At 72.3% G+C, this 13,813-nt stretch carries 11 protein-coding genes and 1 pseudogene; 11 read left to right on the top strand and 1 reads right to left on the bottom strand.

Annotated features, from left to right (window positions below):
* Positions 1-154: 154 nt before the first annotated feature.
* Positions 155-1,768: a DAK2 domain-containing protein gene (locus ABZS37_RS23940; RefSeq protein WP_355172329.1), complete on the top strand. Its 1,614-nt coding sequence runs from the start codon at positions 155-157 to the stop codon at positions 1,766-1,768.
* Positions 1,765-3,963 carry an ATP-dependent DNA helicase RecG gene (gene recG / locus ABZS37_RS23935; RefSeq protein ID WP_355172327.1) on the top strand — a complete coding sequence of 733 codons (2,199 nt, stop codon included), beginning with the start codon at positions 1,765-1,767 and terminating at the stop codon, positions 3,961-3,963. Before ABZS37_RS23940 ends, recG begins: the two co-directional genes overlap by 4 nt.
* 168 nt (positions 3,964-4,131) lie before the next feature.
* On the opposite strand, the gene ABZS37_RS23930 is transcribed toward recG, so the two are convergent.
* Positions 4,132-5,331: an LPXTG cell wall anchor domain-containing protein gene (locus tag ABZS37_RS23930; RefSeq protein ID WP_355172325.1), complete on the bottom strand. Its 1,200-nt coding sequence runs from the start codon at positions 5,329-5,331 to the stop codon at positions 4,132-4,134.
* 452 nt (positions 5,332-5,783) lie between these two features.
* Between ABZS37_RS23930 and rsmD the strand changes: the two genes are divergently transcribed.
* The 9 genes and pseudogenes from rsmD (at position 5,784) to ABZS37_RS23885 (ending at position 13,702) form a co-directional block, all read left to right on the top strand.
* On the top strand, positions 5,784-6,347 hold the full coding sequence (gene rsmD / locus ABZS37_RS23925) for a 16S rRNA (guanine(966)-N(2))-methyltransferase RsmD (RefSeq protein WP_355172323.1): 564 nt from the start codon (positions 5,784-5,786) through the stop codon (positions 6,345-6,347).
* Positions 6,344-6,820: a pantetheine-phosphate adenylyltransferase gene (gene coaD / locus ABZS37_RS23920; RefSeq protein ID WP_354997480.1), complete on the top strand. Its 477-nt coding sequence runs from the start codon at positions 6,344-6,346 to the stop codon at positions 6,818-6,820. The genes rsmD and coaD overlap by 4 nt, the downstream gene beginning before the upstream one ends.
* Positions 6,821-7,039: 219 nt before the next feature.
* Complete coding sequence (locus ABZS37_RS23915; protein WP_355172321.1) at positions 7,040-7,537, top strand: hypothetical protein; 498 nt, start codon at positions 7,040-7,042, stop codon at positions 7,535-7,537.
* A 110-nt stretch (positions 7,538-7,647) separates the two neighbouring features.
* Positions 7,648-8,211, top strand: coding sequence for a YceD family protein (locus ABZS37_RS23910; RefSeq protein ID WP_355172319.1), 564 nt, complete (start codon positions 7,648-7,650; stop codon positions 8,209-8,211).
* Positions 8,212-8,216: 5 nt separating this feature from the next.
* The gene (rpmF, locus tag ABZS37_RS23905; RefSeq protein ID WP_030335284.1) at positions 8,217-8,390 is read left to right on the top strand and encodes a 50S ribosomal protein L32; all 174 of its coding nucleotides are present in this window, start codon (positions 8,217-8,219) and stop codon (positions 8,388-8,390) included.
* Positions 8,391-8,504: 114 nt separating this feature from the next.
* Positions 8,505-9,491, top strand: a complete 987-nt coding sequence (locus ABZS37_RS23900) for a phosphate acyltransferase PlsX (RefSeq protein WP_354997505.1) — start codon at positions 8,505-8,507, stop codon at positions 9,489-9,491.
* Positions 9,488-10,195, top strand: a pseudogene (rnc, locus tag ABZS37_RS23895) (ribonuclease III); the annotation flags it as partial. The gene ABZS37_RS23900 and the pseudogene rnc, both read left to right, overlap by 4 nt.
* Before the next feature lie 208 nt (positions 10,196-10,403).
* On the top strand, positions 10,404-11,261 hold the full coding sequence (gene mutM, locus ABZS37_RS23890) for a bifunctional DNA-formamidopyrimidine glycosylase/DNA-(apurinic or apyrimidinic site) lyase (protein ID WP_355172317.1): 858 nt from the start codon (positions 10,404-10,406) through the stop codon (positions 11,259-11,261).
* A gap of 221 nt (positions 11,262-11,482) precedes the next feature.
* The gene (locus tag ABZS37_RS23885; RefSeq protein ID WP_355172315.1) at positions 11,483-13,702 is read left to right on the top strand and encodes an MMPL family transporter; all 2,220 of its coding nucleotides are present in this window, start codon (positions 11,483-11,485) and stop codon (positions 13,700-13,702) included.
* Positions 13,703-13,813: the final 111 nt, after the last annotated feature.

The raw sequence follows: 13,813 nt of genomic DNA, 5'->3' as shown, positions 1-13,813 counted from the left end.
CCTGGTCGTGGGCCCGTCCGCCCGACGGTGGGCCGGCCCGGCGGCAAGGGTACCGGAGGCGCCCGTCCGCGCCGCGATCACCGCCGGACCGGGGCGAGGAGGACACGCCGGACGAGTCCGACGGGTGTCGGCGCGCGCCAGTAGGCTTCTGGCCGTGCTGGACACCCTCGACGCCGCCGCAGTGCGCCGCTGGTGCGCGAGCGGGTTGGTCGCGCTCAAGCGCCACCAGGGCGAGATCGACCAGCTCAACGTCTATCCGGTGCCCGACGGTGACACCGGCACCAACCTGGTGCTCACCCTCACATCGGCCCAGCAGGCCCTCGCGATGGATCTGGACACCCTCCCCGACAGCGGGCCGACCGCGCACGGACACGCGCTACGGCTGATGGCCCAGGGCGCGCTGCTCGGCGCGCGGGGCAACTCCGGGGTGATCCTCTCGCAGATCCTGCGGGGTTTCGCTGACGAGGTCGCCGTGGTGCCGGCGGTGCACGGCCGGGAGTTGGCCGCCGCGCTGCGGTCCGGCGCCGCCGCCGCGTACACCGCGGTCGCCCGGCCGGTGGAGGGCACCCTGCTCACCGTGGTCGCGGCGGCCGCCGCCGCAGCCGAACGGGCGGACAGCGACGACCTGCCGGCGGTCGCCCGCGTCGCGGCCCGAGCGGCGGCGGAGGCGCTCGCCCGGACCCCGGAGCAGCTGCCGGCGCTGGCCCGCGCCGGCGTGGTCGACGCGGGCGGCCGAGGGTTCTGCGTGCTGCTCGACGCCCTGGTCGAGGTGCTCACCGGGGAGAGCACCGCCGGGCCCGCGCCGGCGCCGCGCTCCGCCCGTCCGGCGGCCACCGTCGCACGGGAGACCGGTTCCAACGAGTACGCGTACGAGGTGCAGTTCCTGCTCGACGCCCGGGCCGAGGCGGTCACCGGGATGCGGCGGGCACTGGACGCCCTGGGGGATTCGCTGGTCGTCGTCGGCGACGGGCGTGAGCCGGAGGGCACCTGGAACGTCCACGTCCACGTCAATGACGTGGGCGCGGCGGTCGAGGCGGGCGTCGCCGCCGGCCGCCCGTACCGGATCTCGGTGACCCGCTTCGCCGATCAGCCGGAGCCGCCCCCCAGCCCGGTGGTGGACGGCCGGGCAGCGGTGGTGGTGGCCACCGGCGGCGGCATCGCCGAGTTGTTCGCCGCCGAGGGGGCCACCGTGGTGCCGGGCAACCCGTCCACGGGTGAGCTGCTGGACGCCATCCGCAGCACCGGCGCGGCCCGGGTGGTGGTGCTGCCCAACGACGCCAACACGGAGGCGGTGGCGGGCACCGCGGCCCGCGAGGCCCATCGGTACGGCATCAAGGTGAGCGTGGTGCCGACCCGCTCGCCCGTGCAGGCGCTGGCCGCCCTCGCGGTCCGCGACGGCGACCGCCGCTTCGAGGACGACCTGATCGCGATGGCCGAGGCGGCCGGTGCCTGCCGTTACGCCGAGGTCTGCCATGCCAGCCGGGAGGCGCTGACCATGGCCGGGCCGTGTCGTCCCGGCGACGTGCTGGCGCTGGTTGAGGGCGAGGTGCACCTGATCGGCACCGACCTCACCGACACCTGCGCGGCTGTGGTCGACCGGATGCTCGGCGGCGGTGGTGAGATGGTCACCCTGCTGGCCGGGGTGGACGCCCCGGCCGGGCTCACCGATGCCGTCCGGGCGCACGTCGCGAGGCGCTGGCCGTTCGTCGAGGTGCACGCGTACCCGGGTGGTCAGCCGTTTTATCCGCTCCTGGTAGGGATCGAATGAGCGAACCAGCCACGGTGGACACTCCGCTGAAGAAGCTGGTCGGGGACAAGACGGCCAAGGCGCTCGCCTCGCACCTCGATCTGCACACCGCGGGTGACCTGGTCTACCACTTCCCGCGTCGCTACGACGAGCGTGGCGAGCACACCGACATCCGCTCGCTGGACGTCGGCGAGCAGGTCACCGTGCTGGCCCAGGTGCAGCGCACCGCGGTGCGGCCGATGCGTCAGCGGCGGGGCAACCTGCTGGAGGTGACCGTCGGCGACGGCTCCGGCGGGGTGTTGACGTTGACCTTCTTCGGCAACCAGGCGTGGCGCGAGCGGGAGCTGCGCCCCGGCCGGTGGGGGCTGTTCGCCGGCAAGGTCACCGAGTTCCGGGGCAAGCGGCAGCTCAATGGCCCGGAGTACGTCCTGCTCGGCGAGGGCGGCGAGGGCGAGGCTGCGGTCAGCGACGAGATCGAGGAGTTCGCCGGCGCGCTGATCCCGGTCTACCCGGCCGCCGCGGCCGTGCCGACCTGGGTGATCGCGCGCTGCGTGCGGGTCGTGCTGGACACCTTCACCCCGCCGGAGGATCCGGTGCCGGCCAGCGTGCGGGCCAGTCGCAAGCTCGTGGAGTTGGGCACCGCGTTGCGGGAGATCCACCGGCCGTCCAGCAAGGAGGACCTCTACCGGGCGCGGCACCGGCTCAAGTGGGACGAGGCTTTCGCCGTCCAGTTGACTCTGGTGCAGCGCAAGCATCGGGCGGCCGACTGGCCGGCCCAGCCTCGCCCGGCGCGCCCGGGCGGGCTGCTGGATGCCTTCGACGCCCGACTTCCATACGAGCTGACTGCCGGTCAGCGCGACGTCGGCGTGGAGATCGCCGCGGATCTGGCCGCCCCGCACCCCATGCACCGGTTGTTGCAGGGTGAGGTGGGCTCGGGCAAGACGGTGGTGGCGTTGCGGGCGATGCTCCAGGTGGTCGACGCGGGCGGGCAGGCGGCGCTGCTGGCGCCCACCGAAGTGCTGGCCGCCCAGCATTACCGCGGCATGCTCGACCTGCTCGGGCCGCTCGGGCGGGCCGGCGAGCTCGGTTCCGCCGAGCACGCCACCCGGGTCGAGTTGGTCACCGGCTCGCTGGGCGCGGCGGCCCGCAGGCGGGCGCTCGGCGAGGTGGCCAGCGGCGCCGCCGGCATCGTGCTCGGCACCCACGCCCTGCTCTACGAGGGGGTCGACTTCGCCGATCTCGGCCTGGTGGTGGTCGACGAGCAGCATCGCTTCGGCGTGGAGCAGCGCGACGCTCTGCGGGCCAAGGCCGACCAGCCGCCGCACGTGCTGGTGATGACGGCCACGCCGATCCCGCGCACGGTGGCGATGACCGTCTACGGCGACCTGGAGGTCTCCACCCTCTCCCAGCTGCCCCGGGGTCGATCGCCGATCGCCTCGCACGTGGTGCCGGCCGCCGAGAAGCCGGCCTACCTGGACCGGGCCTGGCGTCGGCTGCGCGAGGAGGTCACCGCCGGCCACCAGGCGTACGTGGTCTGTCCACGCATCGGTGATGGTCCGGCGTCGGAGGAGGAAACGCCGCCGGTGGACGACAACGGTCGTCGCCCGCCGCTGGCGGTGACCGAGGTGGCCCTGCTGCTGGCCGAGGGGCCGCTGCACGGCCTGCGGATCGGCGTGCTGCACGGTCGCCTGCCGGCCGACGAGAAGGACGCGGTGATGCGCTCGTTCGCCGCCGGTGACCTGGATGTGCTGGTGGCGACCACGGTGATCGAAGTCGGCGTGGACGTGCCGAACGCGACCGTGATGATCGTGCTGGACGCCGACCGGTTCGGCGTCTCCCAACTGCACCAGCTCCGTGGCCGGGTCGGCCGGGGCGCCGCCGCCGGGCTCTGCCTGCTGGTCAGCGAAGCGGCCGAGGGGTCCTCGGCACGGGAGCGGCTGGACGCGGTGGCGTCCACGAGCGACGGCTTCAAGCTCGCCGAACTGGATCTGGAGCAGCGCCGCGAGGGCGACGTGCTGGGTGCCACCCAGTCCGGGCACCGCTCGCACCTGCGGCTGCTGTCCCTGAGACGCGACGCCGACCTGATCCGCGACGCCCGCGCCGAGGCGATCACCCTGGTGGAGGACGACCCGGAGCTGACCCGCAATCCAGCGCTGGCCGCCTCGGTAGCCGCGCTGGTGGACGAGGACCGCGCGGAGTACCTGGAAAAGGGCTGAGCCCCGGTTCGTCCTTGCTCAGTTGATGAGAAGTAGGTGCCAGACCCAGTTCTGACCTACTTCTCGTCAACTGATCATTTCAGGACCAGGAGTCCCGTTCTGGCGCAATGGGCTGAGGGCGCGCCGACCGGATGGTCGACGCGCCCTCAGTTGTCAGAGCGGGTTGTCTCAGGCGGTGAAGCGCACCCGACGACGACGGGCCACCACGAACAGGGCAGCACCGGCCGCGAGCAGCAGAGCGGCACCGGCGATGATGCCGCCGGTGGCGGCACCGGTCAGCGGCAGGGCTGGCTCGTCCTTACCGCCACCCTGACCCGGGGTGCAGTCGGCCGGCTTCTCCCAGGCGATCGGGCTGGTGTCGTCAAGGCCCTCGGCGGCCGGCGTCACGGTCAGACCCTCGAACGCCTCGAACTCGACGATCTCGGTCTTGCCCGGCTCAACGGTCCGCTTCTGTGCCTCGCCCTTGTTCGGGGTCAGGGTCACCTCGAAGGCCTTGCCGTCCTCCGGGTTGGCGAAGCCGAAGACCAGCTTGTCGCAGGTGGACTCGTAGCCCGCCTGGGGCTCACCGGGCTCGACGCAGTCCTCGGGGGTCGCCCAGGTGTAGGGCTTGCCGACCGCCTCGTCGCCCTCGCTGACGGTGATCTCGCCGGCCTTGGCCGGAACAACGATGTCGCTCTTGCTGCCGCCCGGCTTGACGGTGTAGGTCTCCGAGAAGCCCTTGGCCTTCACGGTGAGCTTGGCGTCGGTCGTGGCGTCGGCACCGTTGGCGAGCGTGACCGTGACGGCGCCCTCGCAGTCGGAGGCGAAGCTGGCGGTGGGGATGGTGACCGCCGGCGGAGTGGTCGGCGGGGTGGTCGGCGGGGTGGTCGGGGTGGGGGTCGGGCTGGCCGGCGGCTGCGACGGCTCAGGCGACGGGCTGGTCGGCGGCTCGTCCTTGGCGCAGGTGCCCTCGAACGTCACCTTCGCCTTGCGGGCGTCCTTCTCGAAGTAGCGGTCGTTCCACTTGGCCTTCACCGCGAGGGTGGCCTGGGTCGCCGAGCCGGGCACCCGCTGCACACCGGTGAGCGGCTTGTTCACGTCGTGCGGGTAGTTGTCGCCTTCGGTCACCTGGATGCCGGTCACCGTGGTGTCGGCGGGCGTGAGCTCGACGCTGTGCAGCTTGTAGCTGGTGGAGGAGTAGTGGTAGACGCTCTGGACCGTCCAGCTCACGACCCATTCGCCGGTGGTCGTGTCGCAGACAGCCTGGCCGGCCGTGTCGGTGTAGTGGGCGCTCGCGGGGGTTGCGACGGCACCGACGCCGGCGATGCCGATCAGCGCGCCCGCGGCGATGGCCGCGAGGCGCCGGAACGGAGACTTGGGAGGGTTCACGCCTGCTCCTGGTGAGGGGGGTACGGATCGCGTGGCGGAGGCCGGGAGACATCGCGACCGGGGGGTCGCCTGCTCACCGGGGCGTCGCGCGACGCGGTGGTGTTCCCGCGGCGAAGCGGGGACAGGGGGTGACTGTACTGATGGGTGGTTAATGAGGGGCGTTCAGATCATTGCCAATCGGCAATGTAATGTATTCGTGATCTTTGATTTACGGAAGGTGTCAGTTCGATCACGGGGATCGCAGGCTCCACGGTGGATTTCATGCCATCGGGGCTGCTCACGCACTCGTCGGACCTGGTGGCGGCGTGCACCCGACGGGAGTGCCGGCGCCCCGCCCGAGGTTGAGCGGAGCCACCGCGCGACCGCGGGTCGGCATGCTCCGCGGATACCCGCCGTGGTGACCGGGCCCGCTCCCCATCGCGTAGCGTCGCGGGCATGAGCAGGAGGAGACGGTGACCCGGATCGTGGCCGGGGCGCTCGGCGGCCGGCGGATCGCCGCGCCTCCCGGCGCCGGTACGCGACCCACCTCCGACCGGGTGCGCGAGGCGCTGTTCAGCGCCGTCCAGGCCGAGGTCGACCTTGACGGCGCCCGCTTCGCCGACCTGTACGCCGGCTCCGGCGCGGTCGGCCTGGAGGCGCTCTCCCGGGGTGCCCGGCACGTGCTGCTGGTCGAGTCCGACCCGCGGGCGGCCCGGGTGATCCGGGAGAACGTGGCGACCCTGCGGGCCGGGCCCGCCGTCCGCCTGGTCACCGGCAAGGTGGCGACCGTGCTGGCTGCCGGCCCGGACGGTGGGCCGTACGACGTGGTCTTCGCCGACCCGCCCTACGCCGTGCCGGACGCGGAGATCACCTCGCTGCTGACGACGCTGGTCGACGGTGGCTGGCTGGCCCCCGACGCGCTGGTGGTGGTGGAACGGTCCAGCCGCACCAGGCAGTTCGACTGGGTGGACGGGATCACCCCGGAGCGCAGTCGTCGTTACGGTGAGACCATCCTTTGGTACGGTCGCCGATCATGAGACGTGCGGTGTGCCCCGGTTCGTTCGACCCGGTCACCAACGGACACCTCGACATCATCGGACGGGCCAGTCGGCTCTTCGACGAGGTGATCGTCGGCGTGCTGGTGAACCAGTCGAAGAGTGGCCTGTTCACCGTCGAGGAGCGGATCGACATGCTTCGCGAGGTGACCTCCTCGTACGGGAACGTGCGGGTCGAGTCGTTCCGAGGGCTGTTGGTGGACTTCTGCCGGGCCCAGCAGGCGAGTGTGCTGATCAAGGGCCTGCGGGCGGTCAGCGACTTCGACTACGAGTTGCAGATGGCCCAGATGAACATCGGGCTGGCCGGCGTCGAGACGCTCTTCATGCCGACCAACCCGCTCTATTCGTTCCTTTCTTCGAGCCTGGTCAAGGACGTGGCCAAGTGGGGCGGCGACATCTCCGCCCACGTGCCCGACCCGGTCCGCGAAGCCCTCCAGGCTCGCCTCCGCCCCTGACGCGTCTCTCTCCCGCGATCTTGCACCTCCGGTCGCCCCTTTTGCGGCCGTTCGCCCCGACAGCAGGTACAAGGTCGGCGCGGGGTGACGATGTCGCGACGCGCCGGGTTGGGGCGGATGGGGCGGGTGTGGGGCGGGCACGACATGATTGGTGGCGCGGGGAACGGCCGTAGCCCGCATCATGGAGGTCGGCCGACGAACGACAGGAGTGAGGTACCGGTGGACCCGCTCGATCGCATCGACGAACTGATCGCCATGGTGGAGCAGGCCCGCTCCGTCCCGATGTCGCGCAACAACTGCATGGTCGACCGGGGTGAGATGATCGCGGCCCTCGACGAGATGCGCGCCGACCTCCCCGCCGACCTGCGTCGCGCCGCTGCGCTCCTCGAGGAGCGCGACAAGATCATGGAAGCCGGAAAGCGCGAGGCGGACCGGATCATCAGCGAGGGTGAGGCGGAACACGCCCGCCTGGTCTCGGTGAACGAGATCACCGTGTCGGCTGAGCACGAGGGCGCCCGGATCATCGGTGAGGCCCGGGCTGAGGCGCAGCGCCTGCGTGAGGAGGTCGACGACTACGTCGACACCGCGCTGGCCAACTTCGAGCAGTTCCTCACCCGGGCGCTGGCCTCGATAGAGCGTGGCCGGGACAAGATGCACGCACTGCGGGAGATAGGCACCTTCGCTGGGGATGAGGCGGAACGCCCGCTACCCTTCTGAGCGGCACCTCACCAGCCGACATTCTCGGGTGGGCGTCGCCCCCGGTTCGACGATCCGGCAGTCGCCCAGGTAACCTTTTTTGTCGGCCTCTCACCGGCCGGAGTCTAACTATGCCCAAACACTCGCCATCGACACTCAACCCCAGGTCGCCGCTGGTCCTCGACACGAGGGACCTCCCGCGCCGACCTGGCGCGTTGCGTGAGGTCCAGCGGGTCGTGCCGGCACCGGCGGACCTCGGTGTGGAGTTGATCAGCGTGCCGGAGGGCGCGGACCTCAACCTCGATCTGAGGTTGCAGTCGGTGTCCGAGGGCGTGCTCGTCTCCGGGACCATCACCGGTCCCGTCCGGGGCGAGTGCGGCCGTTGCCTGCGTGAGATCGACGACTCGATGGGCGTGACGATCCAGGAGCTGTACGCGTACGAGGACAGCACCACGGACGTCACGACCGACGAGGACGAGGTGGGCCGGATGCAGGGCGATCTGATCGACCTGGAGCCGGCACTGCGGGACGCGTTGGTGCTCACGCTGCCGACCAACCCGCTCTGCCGGGAGGACTGCCCAGGGTTGTGCCCCGAATGCGGGACGCACTGGGACGATCTGCCGGCCGACCACAGTCACCAGCAGATCGACCCGCGTTGGGTTGGCCTGTCGCAACTGACCGTTACAGAGGAGTAAGAACCGTGGCCGTCCCGAAGCGCAAGATGTCGCGCAGCAACACCCGGTCCCGCCGGGCGAACTGGAAGGCGACCGTGGTCGCGACCGTCGCGTGCCCGCAGTGCAAGTCCCCGAAGCTGCCGCACGCCGCCTGCTCCGTCTGCGGCACCTACAACGGCCGCCAGGTTCTCGAGGTCTGACCTGGACGCCGAGTGACGCCCCCGACCCCGGGTCGGGCGGCGCGCGCACCCTGGCATTCGCCCGGTGCCCCGGCTCCCTCCGACGCCGACCGGCCCACTCCGGCTGGCGTTCCGGTGGAGCCGGGCACCGCGCGGATCGCCGTTGACCTCCTCGGCGGGGACGACGCTCCCGCCGTCGTGGTTGACGGCGCTCTGCGGGCCATGCGCGCCGACCCTGACCTGCATCTGCTTCTCGTCGGCCCGACCGAGGTCGCCGACGAGCTGATCGCTGCCCTCGATCCGGCGCAACGCGCCCGGATCACGGTGCGGCCCGTCCGCGATGTCGTCGGCATGGCCGACCACCCCAGCGCCGCACGCGCGGAGAGCACCGTCCGGGCAGCGGTCACCGCCGTCCGCGACGGGACCGCCGACGCCCTGGTCTCCGCCGGCGCCACCGGTGCCACCGTCACCGCGGCCGTGCTCGGCCTCGGCCGCTGGCCGGAGATCCGCCAACCCGCCCTGGTCGCCACCCTGCCCGCCGTGGCCGGGCCGGTCGTCCTGCTCGACGTCGGCGGCTCCCTGGAGCCCCGCCCGGCCACCCTCGCCCGCCACGCCGTGCTCGGCGCCGCGTACGCCGCGGTGGCGCACTCGATCGCCGCGCCGAGGGTCGGGCTGCTCTCGGTCGGCACCGAGGCGGGCAAGGGCGACCGGGTCCGCCGGGCCACCGACTCATTGCTCGCCGTCGAGCCGCTGCCCGGCGGGGCGCGCTACGTCGGCCTGGTCGAGGGGTACGACGTGACCCTCGGCGCACGCGCCGATGTGGTCGTCACCGACGGCTTCACCGGTAACGTGCTGCTCAAGGTCATCGAGGGCGCGTACGCGATGGCCGGCGGCCCACCTGCCGAAGGCGGCGCGCCCCGCGCGGCCGCCCTGCTGGGCGTCGCGGGGACGGTGGTCGTCTGCCACGGTTCCGCTCGCGCCGCCGACGTCGCCTCCGGCCTAGCCCTCGCCGCCCACCTGTGGCGGCGGCGCGCCACCGATCTGGTCTCCGCGTTGCTCGACGGCGACGCCGCGACGGACCGCACCGACCGCTCCACCGACACCGAGGTACGCACATCATGAGCAACGACAAGCGGCGGCGGGCGTCCGTCGGTCACCTGGAAGCCGCGTTCGGCGTGAGCCTGGAACCCGAGCTGCTGCAGCGGGCGTTGACCCACCGCTCGTACGCGTACGAGAACGGCGGGTTGCCCACCAACGAGAGGCTGGAGTTCCTCGGCGACTCGGTGCTCGGTGTGGTGATCACCACGGCGCTCTTCCACAACCATCCGGACCTGCCCGAGGGGCAGTTGGCCAAGCTGCGCGCCAGCGTGGTCAACATGCGGGCGCTCGCCGACGTGGCCCGTGGCCTGGGCCCGGACGGCCTCGGTGCGTACCTGCTGCTCGGCAAGGGCGAGGAGACCACCGGTGGCCGGGACAAGGCGAGCATCCTGGCCGACACGCTGGAGGCGCTGCTCGGCGCGATCTACCTCCAGTACGGGTTGGACACCACGGGGATCGTCATCCACCGGCTCTTCGACCCGCTGATGGCCGAGTCGGCTGGTCGGGGCGCCGCACTGGACTGGAAGACCAGCCTGCAGGAGCTGACGGCGGCGCTCGGGCTCGGCGTTCCGGAATACCGGATCGAGGGCACCGGCCCGGACCATCTCAAGACGTTCACCGCCTGGGTGGTGGTGTCCGGCAACCGGTACGGCGGCGCCGAGGGTCGCAGCAAGAAGGAGGCCGAGCAGCGGGCCGCCGAGGCCGCCTGGCGGGCGCTCGCCGAGCAGAACGGCCAGAACGGCGACGACGGCCAGAACGGGCGGACCAGCGACGACCGCCAGGACCAGGCGACTGACCGGCACGACTCGGCCGACCAGGATGAGCCGTTCGGGCCGCTGGAGCGCGCCGAGCGGGCGGCCCAGGCCGAGCAGGCCGACCACCTGGCGCAGGCCATGCCGGCCGGGGGTGCCGACGGCCACGAGACGGGGTTGCGGCGTGCCTGAGCTGCCCGAGGTGGAGACCGTCCGGCAGGGGTTGGCCCAGTGGGTCATCGGCCGCCGGATCGCCTCGGTGGAGGTCCGCCACCCTCGCGCGGTCCGCCGGCACGTCCCGGGCGGCGTGCACTTCGCCGACGTGCTCGCCGGCCGGACCGTGCTCGACGTCCGCCGTCGCGGCAAGTACCTGTGGCTGCCGCTGGACAGCGGCGACGCGATCATCGGACACCTCGGGATGTCCGGTCAGTTGCTGCTCCAGCCACCCGGCACCACGGACGAGACCCATCTGCGGGTCCGGTTCCGGTTCGCCGACGACGGACCGGAGCTGCGCTTCGTCGACCAGCGCACGTTCGGCGGGCTCTCGGTGAGCGAGGGCGGCGCGGAGCTGCCCGATGAGATCGCGCACATCGCCCGCGACCCGATGGACCCGGAGTTCTCCGATGCGGCGTTCGTCGCCGCGCTGCGCCGCCGGCACACCGAGGTGAAGCGGGCCCTGCTCGACCAGACCCTGATCTCCGGGGTGGGCAACATCTACGCCGACGAGGCGCTCTGGCGCGCCGGCCTGCACGGCGGCCGACCCACCGACGCGCTGACCGGCCCGGCCGCGCTGCGTCTGCTCGGCCACGTCCGCGACGTGCTCGCCGAGGCGATCAAAGTGGGCGGCACCAGCTTCGACGCCCTCTACGTCAACGTCAACGGCGAGAGCGGCTACTTCGACCGCGCGCTCAACGTCTACGGCCGGGAGAGCGAGCCGTGCCGGCGGTGTGGGGCGCCGATCCGCCGCGAGGCGTTCATGAACCGATCCTCGTACAGCTGCCCGCACTGCCAGCCACGGCCCCGGGGTTCCCTTCGGGGATGACCCGGAGCCGGCTCGGGGGCGGTGCCGGCGGGTCGTGGCAGGCCGCTCCGGGCTGGACCCCGGCGTACGCCCGGATCGCGGGTTGATGCCCGTCCAACGGACCTCCGTCCACCGTGTAGCGATTCCGGGGTGGGCCGGGGTCGATCCCCGATGTCACCGCCTCGTCACGCACCTAGCGTCAGCACCGTTGACAGGGGGTTGACGTGGCAGGGGGACGCGAGATGGGGACGAAACCGGTGACGGTACGGCTGGCGCGGTGGAGCGCCGAGCACCCGTGGCGGGCGATCGCGCTGTGGGCCGTGTTCGTGGCGGTGTGCTTTCTCGGCGGCAACGCCGCCGGCCTCAACGAGGCCACCAGCGGCGACCAGGCGATCGGCGAGGCGGGGCGGGCCAGCCTGATCGTGGATGCCGGCGACTTCGACGACCCGGCCGTGGACAACGTGCTGATCAGCTCGCGGGGCGGTGCGCTGGACCAGGCGGCGGCGAAGGTGGCAGCCGACGACGCGGCGGCCCGGCTGCGTACGGTCACCGGAGTCGCCGAGGTGGGCCAGCCGGTCACCTCCCGGGACGGCTCGGCGCTGCTGCTCCCGATCACCATGTCCGGCGACCCGGAAACCGCCTCGGACCGGGTGCAGCCGTTGCGCGACGCCACCGCCACAGTGCAGGCCGCGCACCCGCAGTTGCGCGTCGAGCAGGTCGGCGGACCGTCGATCGGCCAGGCCCTCGACGACACCCTGGGCAAGGACTTCAAGCGCGCCGAGCTGCTCAGCCTGCCGGTCACGCTGGCCATCCTGATCATCGCGTTCGGTGCGCTGATCGCGGCCAGCGTGCCGGTGCTGCTGGCGCTCTCCTCGGTCGCTGCCGCGATGGGTCTGTCCACGCTCGCCTCGCACCTGGTGCCGGCCACCGACACCACGGCCCCGGTGATCCTGCTGATCGGCATGGCGGTCGGGGTCGACTACTCGCTGTTCTACATCCGTCGGGAGCGGGAGGAACGAGCCAAGGGCCGATCCGGCCTCGACGCGGTGGAGATCGCCGCGGAGACCTCCGGACACGCCGTGGTGGTCTCCGGCTTCGCGGTGATCATCTCGATGGCCGGGCTGCTGCTCGCCGGCGACGCGGTCTTCTCGTCCCTCGCGGTCGGCTCGATCCTCGTGGTCGCCGTCGCGGTGACCGGATCGCTGACCGTGCTGCCCGCCCTGCTGGCCAAGCTCGGCCGCTGGGTCGACCGCCCCCGGGTGCCGCTGCTCTGGCGGCTGACCGCGCCGCGCACCGGCCGACACGGCGGCCCGCGCCCGCCCCGACTCTGGCCCGCGGTGCTCCGGCCCGCGTTGCGCGCCCCGGTGGTGACGCTGGTCATCTCGGTCGGGCTGCTGCTCGCGCTGGCCGCGCCGGCGCTCGGCATGAAGCTGAAGTTCCCCGGCATGGAGGACCTGCCGCGCACCACGCCGGCCATGCAGGCGTACGACCGCCTCACCGCCGCCTTCCCGAGCACCGGCACGAACCACGTGGTGGCCGTCGAGGCGCCCGCCGAGCAGGCCGACCGGGTCCGCGCCGCCCTCACCGACCTGTCCACCCGGACCGCCGGCGATCCGCTGTTCGCCCCCGCCGAGGCGGACGGCCCGAAGATCGAGGTGTCGGCCGACCGGCGGGTGTCGGTGCTGGACGTCGCCACCCCGTACGCCAGTCGGGACGACCGGTCGGTGCAGTCGCTGGAGAAGCTGCGCGGAGACCTGGTCCCGGCCGAGCTGCGGGGCATCCCCGGCATCGAGTACGCGGTCGGCGGCAGCGTGGCCGACAGTGAGGACTACGCGTCTCACATCCGGGACAAGTTGCCGCTGGTGATGGGCTTCGTGCTGGTGCTGACCTTCCTGGTCATGGTGTTCACCTTCCGGTCGGTGGTGATCGCGGCAAGCTCGATCGTGCTGAACCTGCTCTCCGCCGGTGCCGCGTACGGGCTGCTGGTGCTGGTCTTCCAGGGTGACTGGGCGGCCGGGCCGCTCGGCTTCACCTCGATGGGTGCGATCGTGTCCTGGCTGCCGCTGTTCCTCTTCGTGGTGCTCTTCGGCCTGTCGATGGACTACCACGTCTTCGTGGTCAGTCGGATCCGTGAGGGGATCCGGGCCGGAATGCCCAACCGCGACGCCGTGTCGTACGGAATCACCTCGTCGGCCGGGGTGGTGACCAGCGCGGCGATCGTGATGGTCGGGGTCTTCTCGATCTTCGCAACGCTGAGCACGATCGACATGAAGCAGCTCGGGATCGGTCTGGCAGCGGCGATCCTGCTGGATGCCACGATCATCCGGGGAGTGGTGCTGCCGGCGCTGATGACCCTGCTCGGCGACGCCAACTGGTGGGCCCCGCGCTTCCTGCGGCAGCGTCCCACGCCCACGCCCACCGAACCGCCGGCCCCCGCCCCTGAGCTGGTGTCGGTGCCCTGACCCGCGCGCCCCGCCCGCCCGCCCCGCCCCCCGCCCCGCCCGCCCCGCCCCGGCGCTCTCGCTGCGGCTCTCCGCCGGTGGGCCACCGAGGGCGGCGATCCGCCCGCCGAG

Origin of the sequence: Micromonospora sp. NPDC005413 (genome assembly GCF_040606435.1) — a bacterium.
Lineage (GTDB): Bacteria > Actinomycetota > Actinomycetes > Mycobacteriales > Micromonosporaceae > Micromonospora.
Note: the sequence above shows the minus strand (reverse complement) of the source record. Positions and strands in the feature narration are given on the sequence as shown.

What these genes read in the sequence shown, in the direction of transcription:
- ABZS37_RS23910 (WP_355172319.1), top strand. Translation starts at nt 7,648, where the DNA reads ATGCCCAAACACTCGCCATCGACACTCAACCCCAGGTCGCCGCTGGTC.
- recG (WP_355172327.1), top strand. Translation starts at nt 1,765, where the DNA reads ATGAGCGAACCAGCCACGGTGGACACTCCGCTGAAGAAGCTGGTCGGG.
- ABZS37_RS23885 (WP_355172315.1), top strand. Translation starts at nt 11,483, where the DNA reads ATGGGGACGAAACCGGTGACGGTACGGCTGGCGCGGTGGAGCGCCGAG.
- coaD (WP_354997480.1), top strand. Translation starts at nt 6,344, where the DNA reads ATGAGACGTGCGGTGTGCCCCGGTTCGTTCGACCCGGTCACCAACGGA.